This is a genomic window from Prochlorococcus sp. MIT 1318 (assembly GCF_047304505.1).
Classification (GTDB): Bacteria; Cyanobacteriota; Cyanobacteriia; order PCC-6307; family Cyanobiaceae; genus Prochlorococcus; species Prochlorococcus marinus_D.
The window spans coordinates 1,569,004-1,595,979 of sequence record NZ_CP138958.1; the positions used below are offsets into that span (position 1 = coordinate 1,569,004).

Genomic DNA, 26,976 nt, shown 5'->3' on the forward strand with positions numbered 1-26,976 from the left:
CCTCTGAACCCAATGTTGATTGGGCAGTTGAACCGGCGGTCAAATCCCTTAGAGAATAGAAGGCTGTCAATTATCCCCAATAGGATCAGGCCTGTTTCCCTTTCTTTATGGCCAGCCTCGGGGTCAACATCGACCACATTGCCAATGTGCGCCAGGCTCGCCAAACCGTGGAACCCGATCCAGTACCGATGGCTCTATTGGCGGAACTTGGTGGAGCCGATGGCATCACAGTTCACTTAAGAGAAGATCGCCGTCATATTCAGGATCGAGACCTGGACCTGCTTCGGGTAACAGTGCGCAGTCGTCTCAATTTGGAGATGGCAGCCACTGCTGAAATGGTGGGGATTGCTTTAAAAATTCAACCTGACATGGTGACACTCGTACCAGAGCGACGGCAGGAGGTGACCACAGAAGGAGGTTTGGATGTTGCTGCCCAGCAGGGATCCTTTAAAGGCATGGTTGATCAGCTGCAGGTTGCAGGGATTCCCGTCAGCTTGTTTGTAGATCCTGTTTCTCAACAACTGGAGGCAGCTTGTAAGAGTGGTGCTCGTTGGGTGGAGCTGCACACTGGCGCTTACGCCGAAGCCTGTTGGGCTGATCAATCCTTTGAACTTGCACGCTTGACTGAAGCAACAGCAAGAGCGCGCAGCGTTGGCTTACGGGTGAATGCTGGGCATGGCCTCACTTATCAGAATGTAGAAGCCGTGGCTGCGATTGAAGGGATTGAAGAATTGAATATTGGTCATACGATTGTGGCCCGTTCGATCGCTGTAGGCCTTCAAGAAGCTGTAAGAGAGATGAAGCGTCTTGTCCAGAATCCTCGACGAGAGCCTCTTTTTGGGTAGTTAGTAAGGATGAGTAGGCATTATTTATCTCTGCAAATTAACGCTTAATCAGTAAATCTTTGATGCCGGACATCTTGACTGAGTAAAAAAGATGAATCTGCCTGCAGTGATGGTGATCTCGATCGTTACTGATCCTTCTGCTGAAGCCTAAAACAGGCCCTCCAACATTGAGCAATCAGAATCTGAACAACCCTAGGAAGGTGCGACGTCCAGTCGAATTCTCTGCGGAGGCTCGATCGTCCTGTTTGTAACGGGGCTTGGTTTCACCGATGGTAATCAGGGCCTCTTTCTCCTTCCACCAGATCCAGTCACGGATTGGTGGTGTGGTCATCAAATCTTCCCGGGTGAGACCAAGCTCAAGCTGGGCTGCCGCACCTAGAAGGACGTCAATCATGGAGTCTGCATCCTCGCAACGCGCCAAAGCTTCATTGGTGCGCTCAGCACCATTGAGGGATTTGACGAGTAAGTCGACTCGTTTGATGACCGGCAACGTGCGTGGATCCAAATCAACCACTTCAAGACTGTTCACCGTACGCAGTAGCGCTGACATATGGCTACTGCCCAGCCAGAATCTTGAAGAGAATGCTGCTGCGATTGTGAAGTCACCCCGCGAATGTCACTGGGTGATTGGGGATGTCCATGGCTGTTATCAATCCTTGGTAGAGCTCATCGCCTTGCTCCCCAGCTCAGACCAGCTCGTGTTTTGTGGAGATGTGATCAATCGAGGGCCGGCCATTGAGGCCACCATGTTGCTTGCCTGGGAAATGGTCTGTGGCGGTCGTGCTCATTGGTTGCGTGGAAACCATGAACAACACCTGATCGATTGTCTGGAGGTCGACCCTCAAGATGGCCAGGCTGCTTTGCTGGCGATTGACACGTACCGGCAATTGGGTGATCGCCAGGCTCGAGAGTGGTTAAGCCGATTGAAAGTGCTTCCTCTTGTTTACAAAGCCAAGGGATGGATTGCGACTCACGCTGGCTTTGACCTCGATGGCAATCCTGATTTGAGCATTCGTCAGCGATTCTGGGAGGATTACGACGGTCGCTATGGACGCGTGATCGTGGCTCATACCCCTCGTCCGCAGGTGGAGCGCCATCGCCATATTGTGATGATTGATACGGGAGCTTGCTACGGGGGCTTGCTGAGCGCCTATTGCCCAGAACACGATGCTGTTGTTCAGGTCTGCGGTGACCGCAAGTTGAATCAGCATCTTGCATGCGATGTCGACAAGCTCAAAGAGGCGTTTACTCAAGAGATGACTACATCATCATCCCTGGTTTCTACTAAGCCTTGCTGACGATCTACCGCAGCAACAGAGCGGAGTGGTTAGCTCGAGTGTTGGCGGAGCAGCTGCGTCTGGCACCACCAGGTCTATTTGACTCAGTGGATGTCGTGGTGAACACCTGGCCCACAAGCCGCTGGCTGGGGGAACAGTTGGCAAGCGTGAATGGCATCAGTGCTTTGGTGCGATTCCCTTTCCCAGGATCACGTTTAAGGCAATTGGTTCGGATGATATTGGGGATCGATAGTGATGCTGATGATCCCTGGCGGGCTAGTCGACTCGTTTGGCCTTTGCTTGATTTGTTGCCACAGCTTTTGGAGACTGAAGAAGCTGCGCCATTGAGAGAATGGGTCAATCGGCAGCCATCTCGGCCAGGCCACCTCAACCGAGTGCAATGGCAGTTAGCCAGAAGCATTGCCGATGCCTTTGACGACTATGCGCTTTACCGCCCCAAGTTGATCCATCAATGGCTGGAGGGCAGTGATCAGCTTTTGAACTCATCGCAGGAGATGCCTTTAACCCTGCGCTGGCAACCCCAGTTGCTGCGTTCATTGGCTGAACGTTTGCAGGTTGAACCGTTCGGGATTCAGGTGCATAGGGCTGTCTCAAAGCTGCGCAGCGGAGACAACCCCGCCATGGCATTGCCAAGTCAACTGCGGCTTTTTGGTCTGAGCAGTCTTGCTCCGGTGCAAGTGGAGTTGATTCAGGCCCTCTCGGGTTTTGTGGACGTACAGATGTTTCTGCTGACCCCCTGCCCGGATCTTTGGCAGCGATGTCGTAGCAGAAGGGAGACGTTGGGGAATCAGTGGACCGAGCCGGCTGATGGTTTGTGGTTGCTCGAAGCGCCGCGCTTAGAAGCCATCCTTGGACGCATGGGCGCGGAATTTCAGCAGTTGCTGGAAGGTGGCGGTGAGAGTCAGCTTGGCCAGTGGCAGGAGGGTGATCTATTCGCCGCGCCGGCCAGCATGGCTTGTGAATCCGGACAAGAACCTACGTTGCTTGAGCAGCTTCAGCAGCAGCTTGTCTCGCCGGAGGAGCATCAACCTCTACGGCGCAGGCAAGAGGACAGTTCTTTGCAGTTTTTGGCTTGCCCTGGGCAATGGCGCCAGGTGCAGTTGGTCCGCGATCAGATCTTGCAATGGTTTGCTGCCGACCCCAGCCTCGAACCCCGTGATGTGTTGGTGATGACCCCACAGGTCAATCGTTTTGCTCCTCTGCTCGCCTCGGTGTTCAACGATGCTGCAGCCACTGGCGTGGAGCTTCCCTGGCGGCTCACAGATCGCAGCCAGCAGGACAGCCCTGGGCTGACGCAGGGGATGTTGCAACTGCTTCAGATCGCAGGTGAGCGATTGACTGCCACCGCCCTTGAGGGCTTGCTCGCTAATCCCGCAATACAGCAGCAGCAAGGTTTCAGCCAGGACGATGCCAGTAGCCTTAGTCGCTGTTTGCAGCGCACAGGATTTCGCTGGGGACTTGATGCCGAGGAGCGTGGTGGTGATGAGACCCATAGCCTCAGCTGGTGCTTGGATCGCTGGCTGCTTGGCTTGGTGTTGCCCAGCACACCAGGTCTGGCCCCTGGAGGAGCAGCACCCTTCGCAGAGGGGCTGGAACCAGCACAGCTTGCGAAGTGGTGGCAGCTTTTGGCTCAGTTCTGCCGGCAGCTGAAAGAGTTTCGTCGTGCTCGAACTTGTGGAGCTTGGGTAGAGCTTCTACAGGGTTTTGTCGAGGAGTTGTTTGGTGATGGTGGCTCTTGGGCCTGGGAGCGGCAGTGCCTGCTGATTGCTTTGGAGGATTGGCGTCAGATTGGTGCTGACTGCACGTTGTTGCTGGAAGCGGCTGTTGTAGCAGATGTGTTGAATGAAGCTCTCTCTGCAGATAGCGGGCGGTTTGGACATCGCACTGGTGCCCTCACAGTTAGTGCTCTGGAGCCGATGCGTGCCATCCCTCATCGTGTGATCGTGCTGATGGGATTGGACGCTGATGTTTTCCCTCGCCATCGCGAGCGAGCTGGCTTTCATCTATTGGAGCAGCAGCGTCAGTTAGGTGATCCACGCAGTAGTGATCAAGATCGTTATGTGCTTTTGGAAGCATTGATGTCGACTCGACAGCATCTGCTGATCACCTGGAACAGCCGCGATGAGCACACGGGCGAATGTCGCCCAGCTGCTAGCCCTGTGCAGCAATGGCTTGGACGGCTGCAGCATGAGCTCAGCGATGAGACATTTGAGGGCCTATGTCGAGAACCAGCCGCCAATCCCCTTGAGCGCAGTAATTTTCTATCTCAGGGGAGCCAACCGCCTCCTAGCTGTGACCGTCGCCATTTCGAGGCGCGCCGCTGGTTGGATAAAACTCTAGCGCCACCACCCCTTGCCCTTGCGTTGCCTTTGCATTGGAGTTCGGTGTCATTGGAGGCTTCTGCGGTTATCTCATCTGAATTGTTGTTGCGCTGGTTAATCGCTCCCCAACTGATTTGGCTGGAGCAATTTCAGGTAACACCACGTGAATGGCTTGATCCTGTTGAAGATCTTGAGGCCCTCGATCTAGATGAATGGCATCGGCATGGTTTGCTCAGGCAACGCTTGTCAGAGCTGCTTGGCCATCTCCCTACGGATGAGAAGGCATTGCTGCAGGAATCAGAAGCCGGTGATTGGAAGCATCGCTATGCCGGCCAAGGCACCCTTCCACCAGGAGCAGCTGCGACGTTGGAGTGCGAACGACTCGAGAAGCGTTGGCAACATTTACAGGCAACGCTACTGAGCATGGGACCATGCTCGACACGACGTCTTGAATTGGCGGATGGCTCCAGGCAAATACTTTGGGCTGGGAACACGGTCGTGGTGGTGCAACCAGGTCAGTTGAAGTCAAGGGGGGTGATGGAGGGATGGCTAAGCCATTTGCAGGTCTGCGCAAATCACACACTTACCTCGGCAACTGTCGTCGTAGCCCGTTGTGGATCAGCAGCCAAGAAGGATCAATTTGAGATAGCTCTGCGTTGGCAGCCACTTCCAGCCGAGCAAGCACGAGAACAACTCATTGCTTTGCAGGCTTTGGCCTGTCAGGGTTTGAGTCAGTGTTGGCCGGTGCCACCGATGAGTGGTTGGGCCTACGCCAACGCCAACAACAAATCGGCTGGTAGGGGTGAACAAGCCTTCCGTCACTCGTGGAGTGGCGGATTTAATGTTCAGGGTGAGCGTGAACGGGCTGAGATGCAGCTCTGTTTTGGTCTGAACTGCGAAGCTTCAGAGCTTCTCAACAGCGCTGGTTTTGAGCAGGCATACACAAGCCTCTATGGCCCTTTGGTTGAGGCATTGGCGATCTAGAAGTCATTGCGGCTGATCATTGATTTGAAGTTCATGCAAGCTTTTTGCTATTCAGTCTGCGCAGACTTGTGTGAATAGATCCATGTCATGGCTTCGATGTCAAATTCTACAAAGCAAAGCCCAGCAGAGTCTCTGGGTATGGCTTTTTCTGGTTGGGGCCTGAGTTGGGGAGGCTGGCTGGATAATCGCCAGGGTGAGTGGTGGCTGTTGGCACAGATCATCCTGATTGCAGCCCATCTTTTGCCCCCTTGGCCTGCTTTAGAGCGTTGGGGATATCGCTGGCCATTGCCAATTACCATTTTTGGCGCCTGCCTATTTGGTGTGGGGGTGTTGTTAGTGGTTCAAGCGTTTTGGCGTCTTGGCGCAAGCCTTTCACCACTGCCTGATCCAAAGCCCGCTGCTGCCCTGGTAACGATGGGTGCCTATCGACGCTGCCGCCATCCGCTTTATCAAGCGCTGTTGCTGTGTTCCGCTGGAGTTGCCATTGCCCTTGGCAGCCTGTTGCATGTGGCGTTGTTCCTTGCGCTGTGCCTTTTGCTGAGGGGTAAGGCTCGGCGGGAGGAGCGAAAGTTAATGATCTTGCATCCTGAATACAGTGCCTATCGCACTAGTACTGCAGCGATTATTCCAGGGTTTCCTCTGCTGGACTGGAGAAGCTGATTGGGATTAAAAGTTACTTTTTTGGGTTGGGTGTGTATTGGATAGAGGCGCACAATTGGGGCTGAGTTGTTTAAAAAACCAGCTTCATTCTGTATGATACTTAAGGCCTGAAATTTTAAGACACACCAGCTTCTTAAAAGTGAGATCAGCAATGATGACTTGAGAAGTTACGCCAAAATCTATCCTGCCCATTATTGTTAAGCTTTTTTGCCCTTGGTGTTCTTGGCTGCAAAAGTAACTTGAATGGGGAGTGGGCCATGCTCACGAGATTCGCGCCAACTTTTACGGAGTTATCTTGATACAAAAAGCTGATAATAATCTCAGACCCTTCAACCTGATGGTCATTGCAGGTAGCTGTGCTACTGCAATCGGGCTTGGTATAGCCCGCTTTGATTTTGGGGCAGTTGGACGCTTCATGATCGATGAAGCTTGGATCAGTACCACTGGAATGGGAGATCTTGCAGGCTTAAATCTTGGTGCTTATTTATTGGGCTCTTTGCACCATTCGCAGATACGCAATCGAAAGGTTGTTCTGCGTATGATGATGCTTGCATTATTGCTGCTGCCGCTGTCTTTCTGGCTGGAGGCATTTGAATCGAGTTTTTTGTGGCAAGCAGTTGCTCGAATTTGTGCAGGCTTTGCAGCAGGCCATTTGATTAGTGGAATTCCAGCGATTGCTCTTGCTGGTTTGCATTCGCGTCATCGACGCCGAGGTTCGGGTTTGGTTCTGGCTGGAGGAGGGATTGGAGCATTGCTTGGGGCCTCTGCAATTGGCCTCTTTGCCCATCATTCGGCGATGATCGCCTGGGTCGCTTTGGCCTTGTTGTCGATGGCATTGGCATTGCCTGTGCTTTGGTTGCTTAGCAAGTCAATACAGTCTCAATCTGCTTCTGGACAATCTCAATCTGCTGAGAGCTCAACTGACTTAAGTACAATCAAACCAGGCAATCGTTGGCGAGTTGTGGTTCTGGTCGTAGGTGGAGGGCTGTTAGTGGGAGCGGGGCAAGTGCCGATTTCCCTTTATGCACCGATCGTTGTTGCTCAGAAATTTGGTGGGGCCTCTTCTTTAAGCAGTGACTCTTTAGCTTTACTTGGATTGGGATCTACGGTTGGGGCACTCACTGCAGCCTTTTTACCGCGCCGATGGCCGACATCCTTGATGCTCCCATTGGTGTCTTGTATTGGACTTCTCGCCAGCGTGTTGTTTTTCTTTAGCGATGAAGTTTCAATCATCCTTTTAGCAACGTTTCTGATTGGTGTATGGATGTGGATGACGGCCACTCTTACTTATGACAGACTTGGAGAGTTTTTGCCATCTGCGGAGGCTCATCGACGTGTGTGGGCCGTTATGGTTTCTTTGGCAGGTTGCGGTTATGCATGCTTTTCTTTCTCATTCGCTCATCTTGCAAGTACCAATCTTAATTTAGTTCTTTTAATAGGAATTGGAGTTCTGTTAGTTCAGTTAAGCATGGAACTATTACAAAGATTAGGTTCTTCAAAAGCTCCTAGTTATTGAGGGTTCTGTTACGGCTTGGCCAAGTTTGATGAGATTATATGCCTGAGATGCAAGTGGAGAGATCAATCCTATTGATGCTTCATTGAAATACTTAGACAGTGGAACAAGAGAATCATTGAGGCGCGTTATATGTTATCGTTTTTATATAAGCCTAGTGCATAATTAGTGGATGGCAAGATTGATGACTAATATCCTTCAGTAACCGATTAGGTAACCTGTGACTTCTTGGGCTTGTTTGGGATGGAGTGATCTTTGGCAGATTAGACTAGGTAATGAACAATAATTATATTTGAAGCTACTAGTCAACAATTGTTTTAAAGTGTTTGGTAAGTTGAGTTTTTCAACGCCTTTAGGCACTTTTGGTAAATACGATGTCAAAGGCAGAGAATGACCGGTGAGAGTTACCAATTAGCTCTGCTTCACTGCAATGGCTAATGTCAGCCGTGAGCCTGAATATTGTTTCCAGTCCAATGATTACCCCCTCGGACCTGGCTTTCGCTTACTAGAAGCCAGTGCAGGCACAGGCAAGACTTTTGCTCTTGCTCATCTGGTTTTACGACTGCTCACGGAAGGCGGCCACCAAATTAGTGAACTGTTGGTGGTTACTTTCACTGAAGCTGCAGCAGCAGAGCTGCGCTCTCGCATTGGCCAACGCCTTGAGCATGCTCTTGAAGGTCTTGAAGCCCTCGATCATGGCGCCATTGATAAGCCGTCTGATCTTGTTCTCGAGCAATGGCTTCAGTGCAACGGCCACGATCTTTCTCAACGGCATCAATGGATCTCTTCCCTCTTGGTAGCACTTGAGAGCCTTGATCTGGCTGATATCACCACCATCCATGGCTTCTGCAGGCGTACCTTGCGGCGCCAGGCTCTTGAGAGTGGTGCTGTCATGGACCCACGCCTGGATGACTCCGGACAACAACTTGTTCAAGAAGTTGTTCATGATTATTGGCAGCAACAGGTCTTAGCTCTCGATGTCCAGCATCTACCCGGCCTTCTCGATGCTGGCTTTAGCGTTGAGAACTTGGCCAAGGCGTTGCTCAAACTCGATAGCGATCCCAGCTTGGCTCTCGAAACTCACCCCAGCCATCTGCAGTCTTCACAACCGCTATCAAGCCAGTTCGATGCCTACCTTCAGCAGTGCTGGCAACAGTTTGTTGATCACTGGCAACGACACGGCTCTGAATTGGATATCGCTTTATCGAGTCGCGCTGCTGATTGGCGATCTCTGGGCGCTAAAGATACAAAACCCTTTAGCCCTAAACCCAAAAAAGATCGTTTCGCCATCCTCAATCACTGGCTTGAAGTTTTCTCCCAAAAACCACAACATTCTGATCAGCCTTTTACTCCTGGCTACGAAGCGATCCGTGATCAACCCTTGCTCACGGATTACTTTCATCCAGCTGTTGTTTGCACTGTTGCTCGGCGTTGCGGCGAAGAAAACCCCACTCCTCTGATGCCTGCATTGCAGAGATCAATTGCTGATCTTTGTGATGGCCCTGCTGAACAGGTGTGGAATCATGCCTTGCATTGGGGGCTGTCTGCGTTAGCTGAGCGCCGCAGGCAGCGTGGTGTGATGAACTACGCAGAGCTTCTCTCTGCACTGGATCCCAATCCTCAATCCGAGACCATCGCTCAAATCCACCCTGATCAACAAGCACCATGGCTTGAGGCGTTAAGACAGCGTTATCGCGTCGCGTTGATTGATGAGTTTCAAGACACGGATCCTGTGCAATGGCGTCTGCTTGAAGGGGCCTTTGCACATAGCCCTGACCATCTTCTGTTGATGGTGGGTGACCCTAAGCAGGCGATTTATCGATTTCGTGGTGGTGATCTCAACACCTACTTGCATGCACGTTCAAAGGTTGATCGCATCGACGCCTTACTTGATAACTTCCGTACAACGACTCCATTGCTTGATGGCTTGAACCACTTGATGGCTCCAGGTTTGAGGCGTTCAAAACTAAATGTTCCATCTTTAACTGCTTGTAGTGGAGCAACACCAAGGCCTTTGCCCCTTGGTGTGCACCCACTGCAACTGCTCAATCTTGATGAAGCTACTCATCCAACAGGTGCGCAACCTGCTCCACTGACCTCTAAAACCAACCTGGAAGAACAGATCCCAACGGCTGTTGCCCATGCTGTTTTGGATCTGCTTCAGAGTGATTCATACAACTTCAGCCCTTCTGATATCTGCATACTTGTTGGTCGTCATCGACAGGCAGCCAGCATTCGCCAGGGCCTTGCTGTCGCTGCAGTGCCCACTCGGCTTGTTAGCCAGGGGGATGTTCTCACCAGTGAAGCGGCACAGGTCTTACAACGTTTTCTGGATTGTTTGGCCAGACCCTCCCACAGCAGCAGTTTGAAGCTTGTGGCCTGTTCAGCTCTGATGCAATGGAAGACAGAGCAGCTCGCTCATGCTGAATGCAATGGTGAGCTCGATCAATTAGCCCTTCGCTTCCGTAATTGGGCCATGAATCTTCCCCGCCTTGGTCTTATGGGCTGCCTAGCTGAGTTACTTGAAGGCCGCACAATGGCTGATCTCTCAGAACGCGGACGTCTTTTAGGCGACTTATATCAATGTGCGCAGCTTGTACAGGAGGTGATTCATCGTCAAGGCTTGGATGCGGCTACTGCAGCTGATTGGTTGCGTCGCCAACGACTACAACCTGTTGATCCGGTTCCAGAGGTTCGACAACCTCACAGTGATGTAGCCGAGAGTGCGGTTGCTGTGGTCACAGTGCATCGCAGCAAGGGGATGGAATATCCCGTTGTGATTTGTCCCTACCTCTGGCAAGCCCCCTCCCTCCCCCACGGCCCCCTGTGGAGATCCGGCTCAGAGTCGCGTTGGTGTGTAGCACTCAGCACAGGCTGGGGGAAAGGGTGGCAGCTTTCACAGCAGGCTCATCAAGCATCCCTGCAGGAAGCCGAACGTCTTGCCTATGTGGCGATCACAAGAGCCTGCTCTCTGTTGATGTTGATTTGGGCTCGGGGCGCCAAACAGGAAGGCAATCCCCTCAGCGCTTGGCTGTTTGGTGTTGATGCCATCGATGCAGCGATGCAGGATCTCACTCCAGAACGAATGAGTGCTTGGCTTGATCGCCAGCAGTTGCCGATCACTGTTGTTCCGGCTCAGCTGAATTCGATGCAACAGCGCTGGCAACCGCCGCCGCTTCAAGGTGAGTTAACTCTTGGCCCAACACCGCAACGGCGCCTTGATCTGTCTTGGGGTCGCAGTAGTTATTCCGCTTGGGTGTCTGCTACACACACTTATGACGGCAGTGCTCCTGCTGATCCTTTGGAGTTGGAAGAAGGTCGAGATAGCGATCAGCAGAAGCTTGAACCCATGCTCAAACTTCAAGATCAGAGTGCGATTGCTGATGCCTCTCGCTCAACTCCAACGTTGAACTGGTCTGACCAGAGCCCTCTGGGGCAATTCCCTCGTGGTGCTGCAGCAGGGGATTGCTTACACCGGATTCTTGAACGACTGGATTTTTGCAAGCCATTGCAAGATCCGAATGCCGTCATCGTGATTGAAGAAGAGCTCCGACGCGCAAGCCTTGACATCACTCTGCTCGCCTCAGTTCAGGATGGTCTTGACAGGGTGTTGAGTACTCCAATTGGTGGTTCCCTGGGAGGCTTGCGACTGAATCAACTGCATGGTCAACGTCGCATTCATGAACTCAGCTTCGATTTGCCAATTGCTCATCAAGGCAAAGTGTTGCGTTCGTTTGATCTAGCCAGTGTTTTTCATCTGAATCCATTGGCTCGCTTTGGCTTGCCCTATGCCGAAATGATTCAAGGTCTCAATGTTTGCAGTCGTGGTTTTCTTACCGGTTCGATTGATCTTGTGTTCACCGATTCAGAAGAATCTTTAGAAGCTCGTTGGTGGGTTGCTGATTGGAAAAGCAACTGGATCGGTCGGCGTGATCCAGAGGGGCAGGCTGTCGCTTGTGGTCCGCTCCATTACGACGACTCCGCAATGGAGCAGCAGATGCTCCTTCATCATTACCCTCTTCAAGCCCATCTTTATTTGGTCGCACTCCATCGTTTTTTGCGTTGGCGGTTGCCAAGTTACGAACCACAGCGCCATCTAGGCGGATACGTCTACGTTTTTCTTAGAGGTCTCCCAGGCGCTAAGGCCATCAACGGTCGCTCCCTTACTAAATCAGTGCCTGGCTTGATTGTGGAGCCTGCACCATTGGAGCGGGTTTTGCTTTTGGATCGCTTGCTCAAGAACGGAGGACAATGACTCGCAGCGATTCATCCACTTGGCCATCAGGTTTTCCCAGAGCACTGCATCAAACGTTGTTGAGGCGTCTCCCGCCCAAGGCTTCATCAATTCATCTCGAGGACTTGGTCAACGCCTTGATGGATGCATTAGCCCGCGGTGAGCTGCAGCTGAATCTCACTGCGATGTCTCCCCCTCAAGAACTCAAAGCGATGGGATGGCCTGAGGCTCATTGTCAGGCTCTGCTGGCTAGTGGCTGGCTGGAAGGCGCGGCTTCTCCGATGGTTTTAAACGGCAATCAATTGAGTTGGCGTCGTTGGCATGGTGACATGGACGCTGTGATCAAGGAGTTGATCAACAGGTCAAATGTTGGTCAACCGACTTCAATCTGCACCACACCATCCCATCATCCTGCTTTGTTGGATGGGCTTAACCCTGAACAGCAGGCTGCCGTAGAAGCTATCGATCACCATGGCGTGGTGTTGTTGAGTGGCGGTCCGGGTACGGGCAAAACCAGCACCATCGTGCAAATGTTGGCGCGGGCAGTCACGTTGAGACCAGGCCTGAAGATTGGTCTTGCTGCTCCCACAGGCAAAGCGGCAAGACGCCTAGAGGAGGCTGTTCGCAAGGGGCTTGAGACAATCTCTCCCCCCCAGCGGCAGGCATTGACCAGCCTCCCTTGTAGCACCCTTCACCGCTGGCTTCAGGCCAGGCCTGGTGGGTTTGGTAGGCATCAACAACACCCCCTAATGCTTGATCTCCTCGTTATTGATGAGATGTCGATGGTAGATCTCACCCTGATGCAGGCGTTGTTAAACGCTCTTCCTGTTGATAGTCAGCTTGTAATGATTGGCGATCCCGATCAGTTGCCTCCAGTTGGTAGTGGAGCGGTTTGGCATCAACTCCAACAGGCTGATATCCGCCAACAGTTCAATCATGGTGCCATTCACCTGCATCAGCTCTATCGCAACCGCGGTTCACTAGCAACGTTGAGCAGAGTTCTGTGTAATCAGGGCCTGTCTGCTTTTTGGCAACAACTTTCTCTTCTGCCGAAATCAGCGAATGTTGAGCAGCATCAATGCAACCTCAGCAGCATGCCAAGCTTTTTAGTTCAGCACTTGCAGGAGCACAGCAGAACACTGCAACGACTCACTGCCGAACTGATGCTCGAGCTGCCAGATGATGCTTATACCTCAACCATGATCAACACCAATCTTGCCGTTGCAGCTGAGTCTTTGCTGGATTCTCTCGAGCGGTTGATGGTGCTTTGTCCGAAACGTCGTGGTTTTTGGGGAGTCGATCATGTGCATCGCGCATTGTTGGGTCAAAGCCTTGAGGCTGGAGTGATGCGCTGGCCGTTGGGAACGCCGGTGATGTGTTGCGAGAACCAAGCGGAACTGGGGCTAGCAAACGGTGACATTGGCTTGGTGGTTGGTCAAGGAGACAATCTGCGCATCCTGTTTCGCGTGCTCTCTGAGCAGGGAGGACTGACCACACGCATCATCCACCCGGCCCGATTGAGCATGGTGGAGCCAGCTTTGGCTCTTACGGTTCATAAGTCTCAGGGGAGTGAGGCTGATCATGTCATTCTTCTCTGGCCGGAAATCACAGCTGTGTCGGCTACCAGCGCTGATGGTCGTGAGAGCGCTTCTAGCTTCGAGAGGAAACTTCTCTACACTGCTATCACGCGCGCGCGACAGCGAGTGGATCTCATTACTGCAATGCCATCTGCTCATAGTGACGGCTGAGGCTGACACCGCCATGCTGAATGCAACTGCTAGCAGAGGCATGAGCAAGGCCCCCCAGAGAGTTGAGCGTCCTTGGGGTTGGTATGAAGATCTGCTCGAAGGAGAGGGCTATAAGGTCAAGCGTTTTTTGGTCTTTGCCGGTCAACAGCTCAGCCTTCAGCGTCATCAACATCGCAGTGAAAATTGGACTGTGGTCTCAGGCCAGGGGCAGCTTTTCTGTAAAAACACTTGGCACGATGCTCAAGCTGGCACCACCTTGTATATCCCTCTGGGAGTGCTTCACCGAGCTCGTGGAGGCCAAAGCGATTTGGTGGTCATTGAGGTTCAGCATGGTCAGCTATTGCAGGAATCAGATATTGAACGCCTCGAGGATGACTACGGACGGGTGATAAGTTAGGAAATCAACCTTTGAAGAAAAGGCGAGGCAGCACAACGCGGGTATCCGCGTATGGGGCGTTGTCTGCCTGATTTAAAGGATCAATCAGGCAGACAACGCCTTCTCTCGATGACCCATACAAAAGCGCACGAGGATGTCTCGTGTTCCCCTGAAAAGAGTGCGTCTGAGATCTCTTCAACGAGCGCAGATGATGGTTTAACCACTGTGGCTGAGGCCACCAATCAAAACAATTCAGGCGATGGCTCGGTCGCAGTAGCCGCTGAGGCCTGTGAAGAGACTGAAGCGACAGAGTTAGTTTCCGAATTCGATTGTTTTGGCTTTAGCGAGCCGTTGCTCAAGACCCTTGCAGAAAAGGGTTATAAGCAACCCTCCCCAATTCAGAAAGCTGCTATTCCAGAATTGATGCTGGGTCGTGATCTAGTTGGTCAGGCTCAGACTGGAACAGGCAAAACAGCCGCTTTTGCATTGCCCCTGATCGAGCGGCTTCATGATCATGGCAGTCGTCCCCAAGTGTTGGTGCTGGCCCCGACCCGGGAGTTGGCGATGCAGGTCGCGGATTCGTTCCGTGCTTATGCCGTTGGCCATCCGCATCTCAAAGTTTTGGCGGTATATGGCGGAGCCGATTTCCGCTCTCAGATCAATACCCTCAAACGTGGCGTGGATGTCGTGGTAGGCACCCCGGGCCGCTTGATGGATCACATGCGGCAGGGCACTCTCGACACCTCTGGTTTGAGGTGTTTGGTGCTTGACGAAGCCGATGAAATGCTGCGTATGGGTTTCATCGATGATGTCGAATGGATCCTGGAGCAGTTGCCTGAGGAGCGCCAGATGGTGCTGTTTTCGGCAACGATGCCATCAGAGATCCGTCGACTTTCGAAGCGTTACCTACACGAACCAGCAGAGATCACGATCAAGAGCCGTGATCAGGAGGCTCGTCTCATCCGTCAGCGATGTATCACTCTCCAGAACAGCCACAAACTTGAAGCCCTTAGAAGGGTTCTTGAGGCTTTCACTGGTGAGGGAGTGATTATTTTTGCCCGCACCAAGGTGATCACTCTCACCGTTGCTGAGGCACTGGAAGCCGCTGGACACGATGTTGCCGTACTGAACGGGGATGTCCCTCAAAACCAACGGGAACGAACGGTTGAACGTTTGCGCAAAGGCAGCGTGAATATCTTGGTTGCTACTGATGTTGCCGCTCGAGGTCTAGATGTCGATCGCATCAGCCTGGTGATCAACTACGACATCCCCTTTGATAGCGAAGCCTATGTGCATCGCATCGGGCGTACCGGCCGGGCTGGCCGCAGTGGAGAGGCCATTTTGTTCGTGAACCCTAGGGAACGTCGCTTTGTGGGCGGCTTTGAACGTGCTGTAGGTCAACCCATCGAACCGATGGATATCCCCAACAATGAAGCGATTAACCAGAGTCGTCTTGATCGCCTTCGTCAACGTCTCACCACTGCCGCTAAGACGGAGAGAGATAACTCCGAGGAGACAGCCCTTCTCCAGGAGCTAATCCAGCGTGTTGTGCAGGAGCTTAGCCTCAGTCCAGAGCAATTGGCTCTAGCAGCATTAGAGCTTGCTGTTGGCCCAGGCCCAATCTTGGTGCAGGCTGATGAGGGTTGGTTGCAGCAATCAACTCAGCGAAACCGTCGCAACGATCGTCACGAAAGTCGTGGAGGCTCTGGCCGAAGGCCTGAGCGTTCATCGAGACCGCCGGAAGATCACATGGAGCGCTTTCGTGTGGAAGTCGGTCATCGCGATCGTGTCAAGCCTGGCAATCTGGTTGGTGCCATCGCCAATGAATCCGGGCTAGAAGGACGGATGATTGGTCGCATTCAGATTTTTGAGTCGCACAGTCTTGTGGATCTTCCCAAAGGAATGCCTGAGGATGTTTTTAAAGATCTAAAACGTCTCAAGGTGATGAATCGAGAGTTGCATATCCAGCGTGCTTCTTAATTCAGCGTCGATGGCTCTTTTGCAGCGAATCTGCCTATCTATCAGTCTGAGCAGTGTCCTTTTTGCTATGTCTACGGCTGATGGTTTAGCTCAAAGCAGCGAGGATGAGAACGCTATTACCACAATGTGTTTGCTGGGTTTTAACGCAGCTATGGCCAATGCAGGTAAGACGCCCCCTGCAGGGATGGGCCAGTTCACCTGTCAATGTTTCCTAGATCAGGTGAATGCCGGGGAATTCATCAGTTCAGCGCAGTCCAAATGCCAAGCCAAGGCAGGTGCTCACTACGACATTTAAACTTGCTTTTAATGTATTGATCTGAACATTGGCCTGAAAGCGATTTAGATCAAGAACCCCAGTCATTCTGATCAATTCGAACGCTACTTCTTCAATAGTTCTGTTCTGCTCATAAGAATGTTAGGCCGATTCTGATGATTCCCTTGGTTCAGCACACCATCGCAGCTGCAACCAAGATTGATAAGAAGGACAATCCACTCTAGAGCTAGTGATTGGCCACTCTTGACAATCGCCTGATTTTGTCGCCAGACAACAGCTTGTTTGTATGTCTTATGGCTTTTTGAGAGCTTCTGACTCGCTCCCCTGTAACTTAGGTGAGCATCAGCATCAGCTCACCGGCCCCAAACGGCTCGCTCCCTAGGCTTCGGCTTTCCAGCTCCAGCATTCAAGGACTTTCCTTTTCGGACCAAGGCTTCACTGATCAAATCCCATCGGTCCTTTTAGGAATGACCATTTACATAGGCAACCTCTCTTTCCAGGCGGAACAGGAGGACTTGCTCGACCTGTTCAGCCAATACGGCGAAGTCAAGACATGCAGCCTCCCTCTCGATCGAGAGACGGGGCGCAAGCGTGGTTTTGCCTTCGTTGAGATGACAAACGATGCAGACGAACAAAAAGCGATTGACGATCTTCAGGATGTTGAATGGATGGGGCGAATGATTCGCGTGAATAAAGCAACACCACGTGAACGCACAGGTGGCGGTGGTGGCCGTGGTGGATACGGCGGTGGCGGTGGCGGTGGCGGGAACCGCTGGTAAATCAGTAGCCTTAGCCTTTTCAATAAGGCCACCCTGTGGGTGGCCTTATTCGTCTTAATAAGCTTCTTCTGGATCGATTAATTCGAGCATTAGATCCTTTTGCCAAGCCCGTTGGTGGAGCTCTTCGCGGTGGTTAACCGCTTCATTGCCAGAACGAATGTCGTCTTGCAGATTTGGAACCGCTGCACGAAGACTGAGCCTGCGTTTCTTTGCGGTGAAGCGATGGAATCGATTGAACGCTCTCGAACGGGTCATCGAACCTCCTTCAAGTCTTTAATTTCTACCCCCTTTCAGGCCAAATGAACAGTTCAGACGGGATTGCTCAGCAAGGTTTCAGCTCAATGCTTTGATCCGAAACCTTGTAGCGCTTGAATGAAGGTAGTGCCCAAGGTTTATGGATTCTCGCGTTCGGCGCACTGCAAGTCCCCTGAGAAGGCTGCTCAGCAGCCTTAAGCCTCATCGGCGCCTGATTCTTGCGGCAACCACTTGCTCCATTCTCAACAAACTGTTTGATCTCGCCCCGCCGGTACTCATCGGTTTGGCCATTGACGTCGTCGTACACGAACAGACCTCCTGGTTGGCGAATCTTGGCTTTAGCACTGTCCCTAGCCAATTGGGATTTCTTGCGTTGCTCTCCTTTCTGATCTGGAGTGCTGAATCCTTCTTTGAATATCTTTATGGCGTGTTGTGGCGCAATCTCGCCCAGACAACTCAACACAATCTTCGCCTGAAGGCCTATAACCACCTCCAGAATTTGGAGATGGCGTTTTTCGAGGCAGATAGCAGTGGGCGGCTGATGGCTGTTCTTAATGACGACATCAACCAATTAGAACGATTTCTCGACTACGGGGCCAATCAGATCTTGCAGTTGATTACAACTGTGCTGTTGGTAGGTGGGGCGATGGTCTTCGTCGCTCCAGGTGTTGCTTTGTTCGCCTTTTTGCCTATCCCAGTGATCTTATGGGGATCAATTCAATTTCAGCGGCGGTTGGCTCCGCGTTACCGCGAGGTCAGAGATAAAGCTGGTGAGCTGGCTGCTCATCTCAGCAACAACCTCGGCGGGATGTTCACAATCAAGAGTTTCGCTACAGAAGCCTGGGAACTAGAGCAGATTCGCTATCGCAGTGAGGCCTATCGCTGCAGCAATAAGCAGGCAATCAAACTTTCAGCAGCCTTCATTCCTCTGATTCGCTTTGCCATTTTGTTTGCTTTTTTGGCCATCTTGGTGATCGGAGGCCTTCAGGCATGGAAGGGGCAAATGGCTGTTGGGCTTTACAGCGTGCTCGTTTTTATTACACAACGCTTGCTGTGGCCTCTTACAACCCTTGGTCGCACACTTGATGAATATCAGCGTTCAATGGCCTCCACCAATCGTGTGCTGGATTTGATCGATACTCCGATTACCATCGTTGAAGGATCACAGCCGTTGATAACAGCACGAGTGCGGGGCGCTTTGTGCTTTGAGGATGTGGGCTTCCATTACCAAGGCCGCGCTCCTCTTCTAACTCACTTCAATCTTGATATTCCCGCTGGCTGCACGATCGGAATTGTGGGAGCTACAGGGTCAGGAAAAAGCACCCTGGTGAAACTTTTGCTGAGGCTTTATCCACTCAGCTCGGGACGGATTCTTCTGGATGGACAGCCGATTGACATGCTCAAGTTAAGGGATCTACGTCGTTCAATCGCACTGGTCAGTCAAGAAGTTTATTTATTTCATGGAACAGTTTCTGAAAACATTGCTTATGGCAGTCCTGAGACAACTCAGAAAATAATTGATGATGCGGCAGATTTGGCTGAAGCCTCAGAGTTTATTAAAGCCCTCCCGCATGGTTTCAATACGTTGGTGGGTGAACGTGGGCAACGTCTTTCTGGTGGTCAGCGTCAACGAATTGCCCTGGCTAGGGCAATTCTCAAGCAGGCACCGATTCTGGTCTTGGATGAGGCCACCGCTGCGGTTGATAATGAGACAGAAGCAGCGATTCAACGTTCTTTGATGCATATCACCAAAAACCGAACCACTGTTGTGATTGCTCACCGTCTCAGTACTGTGAGGCATGCAGATCAGATTATTGTTATGGATCAAGGTAATATTGTCGAGCAAGGTACTCACAATTCACTTTTGAAGCAATCAGGTATCTATAGGGATCTCTGGCGAGTTCAGGCTGGGTTACGTGCTGACGAATTGCTGTTGGCCTGAATCAACTCTTTTCGAGTCTTTGGTTTGTCATATTTGTGAGATGTCTTCTGATTAGCGCAATATCCACATGGCACGATTGTTTCGTTGTTAATTAACTATAATATGGCGCATTTGGTTGTCTTGTCGACACAGATTGCCAAAAAGAGCTTTGACTTTTCATAAGCCTTCGCTGCTGCTGCTGAGAGATAAAAGCAGCATCTTCTTTGCACTGACTAAAGATCTTGAAGCAAGCAACAGTTAACAATTCAAATTGAGCTTATGATTAAATCTAGCTGTTCAACACAATTGAGCATTGGCTAGAGTGATTTTTAAAGCCGCAGGCTACTTTTATTAGAGAAAAATCTGAAGGGCTCTAAGATGGCGATATGACTCCCAAGCATCAAGGCAGTTCTGGTTGGCGTTCTATGACCACTGCCATTGGCGTGGGGTTGATCGCAGGCCTGTTCCTTTCAATTCCACTCAGTCGATCACTCTCGCAAAAGACTGCAGGCACAACCACTCCCCTTTTCCCGATTAGCAATCCCTTTAATGCCTGGCAGGGCTTTGGTAATCGTGATGTGGTTGTGCTTGGCATGGATGCAGGGCGTGGTAACACTGATGTGATCTTCACAATTCGAGTTACGGGGGGCGAAACAAGAATCACCCAGATTCCACGTGATAGTTATATCAATTCGCGTAGTTTTGGGCCAATGAAAGTTAATGCTTTGTATGCATATGGTGGTATCGAGGCGGTAAAAAGTGAGTTGACTCGGCTGATGCATCGTCCCATTAGCCATCACATCCTTGTTAATCTTGAAGGAATCAGAACTATTGCAGACTTATTGGGAGGCATTGAGGTTGATGTGCCTAAGCGTCTTTATTACCAAGATCAATCCCAGGGTCTTTATATTGATCTTCAAGCTGGCCCTCAGGTCTTGAAAGGTAAAGATCTCGAGGGGTTTTTGCGGTGGCGCCATGATGGTGAAGGCGACTTTGGTCGTCTGGGTCGTCAACAACTAGTCCTAAAGAGTCTCTTTAGTAAGCTCACTCGAGCTGAGAATCTTATTCGACTGCCAGCATTGATAAGTGCTGCAGGCCGTAACATCAAGACAGATATGGGCCCTTTGGAGCTTGGAGGCTTAATGACAGCAATGGGTACAACTGAACTTGAAACAACGCGTCTAGCAGCTACGCCATTCTTTAGTAATGGCATCAGTTACCTAGATACTGAATGGCCAGATGCTGCGGAAGCCAATGGCTCACTTTACCGATTCCTATTTTAAATCGATCGGTGGCAGATCAAAACTGAATCATTTTCCTTGAGTTCTTAATGGGAAACTTGCCATGAAATGTTTGTTCAACTTCAACTCCATGATAGGCAAGAAATAGCAATAAAGAATAGAGTTAGTAGTTGGCTTTTGCATCCAATTTATTGGTATTGAACAATAAGGTATTCCTATGATGTGTTTTCTTTTACGGCCTTTAATGATCAGATTAAGAATGTAAATGATGTGATTACCTCTTCGAAAAGCCCCTTGACTTTATTCCATCTAAACTCGTTAGTGCTTGCTGCTAATGTATATAAACGTCCCCGATCAACGACCACTGTTGCTAGCTCATGGCGTTCTCGATCTTCAAGGTGAACGGTATACTCCAAATCGTAAAAGATGTGTCCTCCTGCTTCACGCTGATTGGCGTCTACTAACTCAGCCTCTCGCCCACTGCCTTGAGGTGCAATCACTTCACGGCTTAAACGTTCCCCAATTGCGATTGGACTCCCTAGGGCTTGCAGATCTCCCTTTTCGTCAACTTTCGAAACAGCCAAACTTAGTGTTTCGTCGCTGTTGATTAAGTCGTGAAATACCACCTGAGGCCCTCCATTCATGCTCACACGGCTCCATCCATTGGGATAAAGGAATGCATAACGACCATCTGGGCTCTGGAAGGAGTTCATGCCTGCATATGAACCACTGCAGGCAGCGAGCAGCATCACAAGCGCACAAGCGAAACCCACGCGTGAAATGGTTCGCACAAGTTCAAGCATTGGAACAGAGCCGGACTTGCTGACCATTCTGCCGGCGTACGGTCTTGACTTGATCAACAATTGCCACCTGGTGAACTGCCAAGATTCTCAGTATCTGCGGCGGACCCCTGAGCGGCTTTACTCGACCCCTGGCTCGCTTGATCGACCAGTTCGAGCGTCTGCCTGGGATTGGGCCACGAACGGCCCAGAGACTTGCCCTGCATCTGTTGAGACAACCAGAAGATCAAATCCGCGCTTTTGCTGATGCACTTCTCGCGGCCCGTTCTCAAGTGGGTCAATGTCAGACCTGTTTTCATCTCAGCGCGGAGCCTCTTTGCGACATTTGCCGTGATGGCAAGCGATGCGATCAATTGCTTTGTGTGGTGGCTGATTCCCGAGATCTGTTAGCTCTCGAAAGAACCAGGGAATATAAGGGCCGTTATCACGTCCTCGGCGGACTGATCTCACCAATGGATGGTATCGGGCCGGACATGTTGCAGATCCCCAGCTTGATTCAACGCGTTGATCGTGATGGCATTAGCGAGGTCATTCTCGCTCTTACTCCCAGTGTGGAAGGTGACACCACTAGCCTTTACCTGGCACGTTTGTTAAAGCCGTTTACTCAAGTGAGTCGAATCGCCTACGGCCTTCCTGTTGGTAGTGAATTGGAGTATGCCGACGAAGTCACCCTGACTCGTGCGCTTGAAGGGCGTCGAGCGATGCAATAAAGCAATGTCTTCCACCCATCGCCCAACCCAATACAGCTCCATTTTGCCTGCGGAGCGCCTTCCGGAATGGTTGCGGCGCCCCATCGGCAGCGTCTCCCAATTGGAGCAGATGCAGCAGCTGGTGAAGGGGAATCAGCTTCACACCATTTGTGAGGAAGGGCGTTGTCCCAATCGCGGCGAGTGTTACGCAGCCGGTACAGCAACTTTTCTCCTAGGCGGATCGATCTGTACGCGTAGTTGTGCTTTCTGCCAGGTCATGAAAGGCCAATCTCCTCAGGCAATCGATCCACTCGAAGCAGAGCGAGTTGCCGATGCGGTGCAGCAGATGGGTCTTCGTTATGTGGTTCTTACTTCAGTAGCAAGGGATGATTTGCCCGACCATGGTGTCAGTATTTTTACTGAGACAATGGCGGCCATTCGCCAGCGCAATCCTCTTATTGAGATAGAAGTGCTGACGCCGGATTTTTGGGGCGGAGTCGCTGATCTGGCCAAGGCATTAGAGGCCCAGAGAGAACGGCTCACGCAGTTGCTCATGGCTGCACCAGTTTGTTTCAACCACAACCTCGAAACCGTTGAAAGGCTTCAGAGCAAGGTTCGACGGGGAGCTACGTACCACCATTCTCTCAATCTGCTGGCTGCAGCGCGGGAACTTGCTCCCAACATCCCTACCAAATCAGGCTTGATGTTGGGACTAGGAGAAGAGCAAGAAGAGGTGATTCAGACTCTTGAGGATCTCCGTTCTGTTGACTGTCAACGGGTCACATTGGGTCAGTATCTGCGCCCTTCATTGGCACATATTCCGGTGCATCGTTATTGGCATCCTGAGGATTTCAAGAACTTGGCTGAAGTTGCTCGCAAGCTTGGATTTTCTCAGGTGCGTAGTGGGCCTCTAGTGCGAAGTAGTTATCACGCTGGTGAAGAATGATCTCTGTGATCCAATTCCCGGCAGGTTTGCCAACGACGCTGATTACGTTCCAGCACCTCACTGCAGCTTCCAACCATTAACGCTCCGGCTCCCCCCCAGATCATCCTGAGTGGGAAATCCATTGGGGCTGCTCCTAGCTCTCGGATAGTAAGAAATCCACGTTGCCGGAAATAACGAATTAAGCGATGGTGCTGGCGCCCTTCATCACAAATTGCCAGTAGTCGAGCCTGTTTACAAGGAGTGGCTTCAAGTGCCCAGGTCATGGTGCCAACCCAGATGAGATCCCCTACTCCGGCGGGTGCTTCAGGATGAACACGCATTGTGTCGAGCTGTAATCCCTTCTCGCCTGCATAGGCCCAAGCCTTCATCTCACCCCAAAGTTGTATACGTTCCTCATCGAGAGCTTGTGCGACAACTAATTTTAAGGACCAGAGATTGAGTGGTCTTCTCACCTGCAGCCTCAAGAGCAGGCCGGCATCAGAGGCCTGCTTTTCTAACTCAATTAGACTTAGTTGAGTCATGGCAAGGGAATGAGAGTGACAAATTCTTGAGGAGTCAAGTCAATACAGCCTAGTTACGAATGGCAAGCTGATCACAGTAATCGTAGAATTCAAGATGAAATTCAGCTTCTACTCTCTGCTGCTTGTCTTTGTTAATTGGCGGACTTTTTCCGGCAGAAGTTGATTTAGTGGTTCTTGAAGATATTATGTCTAAGTTCAGAATAATAGAGCAGCATTTAACTGCAATATATGCTCAGAGCCATCATCTTCTCAAATTAAGCCAACGCTCTATATACGCAATATCAGCATAGAATTTTACCAAGTAACAGATTGGTATGAAAATGGAGTCTTGTTTTTGCTAGTCTGGTTTTAAGCTTATTGGCTGTCTATTGAAACTCTAAATACAAACGATCTTTTGCGAAAGGAATCAGATGTATTGAGGTCAGTAATGCAAGTCATCAAGGTTGCTTGAGTAATGAGCGTGAAACGGCAATGCTTAATATTTTTATTGCCTAGCTGATCACTAGTCAAGTCAAGCCAGTTTCTTTTGATGGCTTTGAATTGCAGGTTGTGGAAACGAGTAATTAGGCTGTTCTACAGTGTTTATAGAAGGTTTCTCAAGAGTCTGTTTGAGTTTCTTCTTTCGCCACACTTTTATCGGTAAGCAAGGGCCTTGCTCATAGGTCTTATGGTCTTATCTAGTTGAAATGCCTTTGGCCTAATAATGAAGCATTTAAAGAGCAGGCAAGTTGGGATTAATTGCAAAGGCCTAGAGGGTTAAGGCTTATTGATTTTGCTTCGATTTTAGTGCCTAAAACATTGATGAGCTGCTCTAAGAAGAGTTATCTCTGTTGCTTAGCCAGCTAATTTTAGACTTAACCTCAGGGTTTTCCTCTAAACATTGAGCTCACAGAGCTTTCCTCATGGATGCGCCAAATCGCTTCGCCAAGCATATTGGCCACTGAAAGTACCTGCAATTGAGGGAAGTGTCGTTCCGCAGCGATGGGAATGCTGTTGGTAACCAAGACTTGTTCGAATAAGCCTTCTTCGGATAATCGTTCGCAGGCGGGGGGCGAAAACACGGCATGGGAGGCACAGGCAATCACCCGTTTAGCTCCTTGTTGTCGAAGAAGGCGAGCCCCTGAGCAAATGGTTCCCCCAGTGTCGATCATGTCGTCGATCAGGATGGCTGTTCTCCCAGCCACATCGCCGATCACTGTGAGACTTTCGGCAACGTTGTGACCTGATCGGCGCTTATCAATAATTGCCAGTGGCGCATCCCTCATTTGTTTCGCAAAGGCTCGGGCTCGTGCGACTCCTCCAACATCTGGAGAGACCACCACGACTTCGTTTAGTTCTTGTGCTGCGAGGTGATCAACCAAGACTGGTGAGCCGTAGATGTGATCGCAAGGGATGTCAAAGTAGCCCTGGATTTGGGCGGAATGCAGATCCATGGCGAGGACTCTGTTCACGCCAGATTTCACCAGCAGGTTTGCTGTGAGCTTGGCAGTGATTGACTCGCGGCCAGCCGTTTTGCGGTCGGCTCTTGCATAGCCGTAATAGGGAACTACTGCAGTGATCTGCCTGGCAGAGGCGCGCTGACAGGCATCAACCATGATCAGCAGCTCCATCAAATTGTCGTTCACTGGCGCGCAGGTGGGCTGAATCAGGAAGACGTCACAACCTCGGATCGATTCCTGGATTTGTACATAGAGCTCACCATCTGCGAACCGTTTGCAGATCCTTGGACCATCGGGAACACCTAGGTAGGCCGCAATCTCTCTTGCAAGAGCTGGATTTGAGGTGCCGCTGAACAAGCGCAGACGCTGCATGTCATAGCTGATGCTCTCTTGTTCGGTACGGGCTGCGGTCAGAAAACTCGTCACGTCGCCAGCGAGCAATATCAGCTGTACTCCGATGCTAGTGGTGCAAAGGCTCTCATCTCAACTTCTTCTCTATGTAGGGTCGCCTGATGATTGCTCCCATCCCTTTTCTGGTTGGTGCAGGCCCCCTCCCTGATGCTCGGATGCGGGCTGGTTGCTTGCTTTTGGCTAGCGCTTGGGGAGTTGAGTTGAGCCATCATCGCTGTTCTGAAAATCCCCATCAGGTTCTTGGTTTGTTGCCTGCGGAGGGGGGAATGGTGCAACTGAGTGGTGATCCAGCCATGTTTCATCCAGATGGTGGTAGCTGGCTGGAGGCTCTGGGAGCATGGCGCCAGCCCACCATTTTGTTGGTGTCGCCTTTGCCCTCTGGGGAGATTCCTGGAGTGGCACCTGCTTATGTAGCGCTCTGTGCGGCCCTCAATGTTCCTCTGATTGGGGTTCTGCAATTGGGTGGCCCATGGGACCTCAGCCTTCGCCGCTCGGATGGTTTGCCTTGGTTCGGTTTGCTTCCAGATGATCCCTCAGCTTTGTCAGCAGTCCCTAATGGGGGCGGCTTGCAGCAGGGGCCCTCTTTGGAGGAGGTCGTGGTGCAATTGCGACGACGGCTGCTGCTGTCGTCCGATTCCGATTGATGAGGCCCTGTTAGTTGCCCTGCGGCCAGAGCGGCATGGGGTGGCTTGCCTTGAGTTGCCGCAGGGTTTGTTCCCCGGCTCGTGGGGCTAAAGGTAATTCGCTGATGATTGGGAATTGATTGTTGCTAAGAGCCGCTGCCGTGAGGCTTAACAACTCACGAGGGGTTAAATCGGTTTGCACTTCTTTTGAAAACTCTTTCAGAAGTTTGGGGAGTTTTGCGAGGGTGTTTGGCTGTCGCAATTGTCTAGACAGACCGTTCAGGATCCATTGTTGCCTTTGACGCCGACCGCTTTCTTCTTCAGGACCAGCGCGGTAGCGAACCAGTTGTTCTACCTGGCCTCCATTGAGTCTCTGCCGTCCTGCTTGCAAGTCCACCGCATAGTTCTGGGTATTGTCTTGGTGTTTAAAAGGCGCGTTGAGGTTCACCTCCACATCTCCGAGCCCATCGACAAGGACTCTTAGAGCTTTGCGGGGGATCACCACAAAGCGGTGGGGTTGTCCTTTTCTAAGGCCGAGGATTTCCGCAATCACATCGGCGGTAAGGGCAATCCCCCCCCGCCCGTAACTTGACGCTAGTGGTTGCATCCCATTGCTTCCAGGCAGGGTCACAGCGAGTTCAATAGGCAGTTGAAGCACTTCAACAGGTTGCTTGGCCGCTACCTTCACGAGCATCAGGCTGTCTGCATTGGCTGAACCCATCGGTGCAGCTTGGTTTGTGAGATCGTTCAGTTGGTCCGAATCAATGCCCACTAACAAGATGATGATTGGTTGTTTGGGAAGCGGCGCTAGGGAGGTTGCTTTGTCCACTGATGGATCGCCTTTGGCGACTTGATCGGGCTTCGGCCAGAGCAGCCCCAGGGCCGTGCTTGCCAGCCAAAGACCACCCAGGGTCGCAGCCAGGCGTAGCAAGGTACGGCCTGGATATTTCCCCATCCAGTGACCCACGCTTGATGGCGTTGGCGTTTTGCCTGAATGTTGTTTAGGCATCAACCGTGTTGAGGACAGCGGCATCACAGTCTTGCTCAACTACAGCTCTTTAGGGTTAAAAGTCCAATGGCTTTTGGACTAACCGAGACTTCTGACAAGGCATCTTGCG

At 51.3% G+C, this 26,976-nt stretch carries 22 protein-coding genes; 16 read left to right on the forward strand and 6 right to left on the reverse strand.

All coding sequences use genetic code 11. The annotated features are described in order from the left end of the window. Nucleotides 1-107 precede the first annotated feature (107 nt). On the forward strand, nucleotides 108-845 hold the full coding sequence (locus SIB66_RS07930) for a pyridoxine 5'-phosphate synthase (RefSeq protein ID WP_063406548.1): 738 nt from the start codon (nucleotides 108-110) through the stop codon (nucleotides 843-845). Between the two features lie 175 nt (nucleotides 846-1,020). Here the strand turns inward: SIB66_RS07930 and SIB66_RS07935 are convergent, their stop codons facing one another. Continuing rightward, the gene (locus SIB66_RS07935; RefSeq protein ID WP_011825614.1) at nucleotides 1,021-1,239 is read right to left on the reverse strand and encodes a hypothetical protein; all 219 of its coding nucleotides are present in this window, start codon (nucleotides 1,237-1,239) and stop codon (nucleotides 1,021-1,023) included. Between SIB66_RS07935 and SIB66_RS07940 the strand changes: the two genes are divergently transcribed. From SIB66_RS07940 to SIB66_RS07985, 10 genes are all read left to right on the forward strand, one after another. Further along, complete coding sequence (locus SIB66_RS07940) at nucleotides 1,238-2,143, forward strand: metallophosphoesterase (protein ID WP_063406549.1); 906 nt, start codon at nucleotides 1,238-1,240, stop codon at nucleotides 2,141-2,143. The genes SIB66_RS07935 and SIB66_RS07940 overlap by 2 nt on opposite strands. After that, complete coding sequence (locus SIB66_RS07945; RefSeq protein WP_063406550.1) at nucleotides 2,137-5,448, forward strand: exodeoxyribonuclease V subunit gamma; 3,312 nt, start codon at nucleotides 2,137-2,139, stop codon at nucleotides 5,446-5,448. Before SIB66_RS07940 ends, SIB66_RS07945 begins: the two co-directional genes overlap by 7 nt. Nucleotides 5,449-5,535: 87 nt before the next feature. Further along, entirely contained in the window at nucleotides 5,536-6,108 is a 573-nt protein-coding gene (locus SIB66_RS07950; protein WP_063406551.1) for a methyltransferase family protein, read from the forward strand. Between the two features lie 250 nt (nucleotides 6,109-6,358). Beyond that, on the forward strand, nucleotides 6,359-7,624 hold the full coding sequence (locus tag SIB66_RS07955) for a YbfB/YjiJ family MFS transporter (protein WP_236070280.1): 1,266 nt from the start codon (nucleotides 6,359-6,361) through the stop codon (nucleotides 7,622-7,624). Nucleotides 7,625-8,051: 427 nt separating this feature from the next. After that, nucleotides 8,052-11,876, forward strand: coding sequence for a UvrD-helicase domain-containing protein (locus SIB66_RS07960; protein WP_063421356.1), 3,825 nt, complete (start codon nucleotides 8,052-8,054; stop codon nucleotides 11,874-11,876). After that, a complete protein-coding gene (locus tag SIB66_RS07965; protein WP_063406553.1) occupies nucleotides 11,873-13,603 on the forward strand; it encodes an ATP-dependent DNA helicase in 1,731 nt (576 codons plus the stop codon). The genes SIB66_RS07960 and SIB66_RS07965 overlap by 4 nt, the downstream gene beginning before the upstream one ends. A gap of 13 nt (nucleotides 13,604-13,616) precedes the next feature. After that, nucleotides 13,617-14,000 (forward strand): phosphomannose isomerase type II C-terminal cupin domain, encoded by a 384-nt coding sequence (locus SIB66_RS07970; RefSeq protein ID WP_063396375.1) that lies wholly within the window; start codon nucleotides 13,617-13,619, stop codon nucleotides 13,998-14,000. Nucleotides 14,001-14,051: 51 nt separating this feature from the next. Continuing rightward, complete coding sequence (locus SIB66_RS07975; RefSeq protein ID WP_236070281.1) at nucleotides 14,052-15,959, forward strand: DEAD/DEAH box helicase; 1,908 nt, start codon at nucleotides 14,052-14,054, stop codon at nucleotides 15,957-15,959. Nucleotides 15,960-16,026: 67 nt separating this feature from the next. Beyond that, a complete protein-coding gene (locus SIB66_RS07980) occupies nucleotides 16,027-16,254 on the forward strand; it encodes a hypothetical protein (RefSeq protein WP_413410295.1) in 228 nt (75 codons plus the stop codon). Nucleotides 16,255-16,700: 446 nt separating this feature from the next. Next, nucleotides 16,701-17,012 (forward strand): RNA recognition motif domain-containing protein, encoded by a 312-nt coding sequence (locus SIB66_RS07985; RefSeq protein ID WP_063400342.1) that lies wholly within the window; start codon nucleotides 16,701-16,703, stop codon nucleotides 17,010-17,012. A gap of 54 nt (nucleotides 17,013-17,066) precedes the next feature. Here SIB66_RS07985 and SIB66_RS07990 read toward each other — a convergent pair whose 3' ends face one another. Continuing rightward, nucleotides 17,067-17,267 carry a hypothetical protein gene (locus tag SIB66_RS07990; RefSeq protein WP_063406555.1) on the reverse strand — a complete coding sequence of 67 codons (201 nt, stop codon included), beginning with the start codon at nucleotides 17,265-17,267 and terminating at the stop codon, nucleotides 17,067-17,069. A 139-nt stretch (nucleotides 17,268-17,406) separates the two neighbouring features. Here SIB66_RS07990 and SIB66_RS07995 point away from each other — a divergent pair, with 139 nt between their 5' ends. Then, on the forward strand, nucleotides 17,407-19,209 hold the full coding sequence (locus SIB66_RS07995; RefSeq protein ID WP_063406556.1) for an ABC transporter ATP-binding protein: 1,803 nt from the start codon (nucleotides 17,407-17,409) through the stop codon (nucleotides 19,207-19,209). A gap of 365 nt (nucleotides 19,210-19,574) precedes the next feature. After that, nucleotides 19,575-20,471: an LCP family protein gene (locus SIB66_RS08000; protein ID WP_063406557.1), complete on the forward strand. Its 897-nt coding sequence runs from the start codon at nucleotides 19,575-19,577 to the stop codon at nucleotides 20,469-20,471. Between the two features lie 206 nt (nucleotides 20,472-20,677). Here the strand turns inward: SIB66_RS08000 and psbP are convergent, their stop codons facing one another. Further along, on the reverse strand, nucleotides 20,678-21,232 hold the full coding sequence (gene psbP, locus SIB66_RS08005; RefSeq protein WP_063406606.1) for a photosystem II reaction center PsbP: 555 nt from the start codon (nucleotides 21,230-21,232) through the stop codon (nucleotides 20,678-20,680). 137 nt (nucleotides 21,233-21,369) lie between these two features. Here psbP and recR point away from each other — a divergent pair, with 137 nt between their 5' ends. Both recR and lipA read left to right on the forward strand, forming a co-directional pair. Next, entirely contained in the window at nucleotides 21,370-21,939 is a 570-nt protein-coding gene (recR, locus tag SIB66_RS08010; RefSeq protein WP_011130449.1) for a recombination mediator RecR, read from the forward strand. Between the two features lie 4 nt (nucleotides 21,940-21,943). After that, nucleotides 21,944-22,864, forward strand: coding sequence for a lipoyl synthase (gene lipA, locus SIB66_RS08015; RefSeq protein ID WP_063406558.1), 921 nt, complete (start codon nucleotides 21,944-21,946; stop codon nucleotides 22,862-22,864). Here lipA and SIB66_RS08020 read toward each other — a convergent pair. Both SIB66_RS08020 and SIB66_RS08025 read right to left on the reverse strand, forming a co-directional pair. Further along, entirely contained in the window at nucleotides 22,846-23,385 is a 540-nt protein-coding gene (locus tag SIB66_RS08020; RefSeq protein ID WP_063421354.1) for a hypothetical protein, read from the reverse strand. The two genes, lipA and SIB66_RS08020, sit on opposite strands and share 19 nt — an antisense overlap. An 860-nt stretch (nucleotides 23,386-24,245) precedes the next feature. Beyond that, complete coding sequence (locus SIB66_RS08025) at nucleotides 24,246-25,250, reverse strand: ribose-phosphate pyrophosphokinase (RefSeq protein ID WP_063406607.1); 1,005 nt, start codon at nucleotides 25,248-25,250, stop codon at nucleotides 24,246-24,248. An 86-nt stretch (nucleotides 25,251-25,336) separates the two neighbouring features. On the opposite strand from SIB66_RS08025, the gene SIB66_RS08030 reads away from it, so the two are divergent. After that, nucleotides 25,337-25,879 carry a hypothetical protein gene (locus SIB66_RS08030; protein ID WP_063406560.1) on the forward strand — a complete coding sequence of 181 codons (543 nt, stop codon included), beginning with the start codon at nucleotides 25,337-25,339 and terminating at the stop codon, nucleotides 25,877-25,879. Between the two features lie 10 nt (nucleotides 25,880-25,889). Here the strand turns inward: SIB66_RS08030 and SIB66_RS08035 are convergent, their stop codons facing one another. Continuing rightward, nucleotides 25,890-26,891: an LCP family protein gene (locus tag SIB66_RS08035; protein WP_236070282.1), complete on the reverse strand. Its 1,002-nt coding sequence runs from the start codon at nucleotides 26,889-26,891 to the stop codon at nucleotides 25,890-25,892. Between the last annotated feature and the right edge of the window lie 85 nt (nucleotides 26,892-26,976).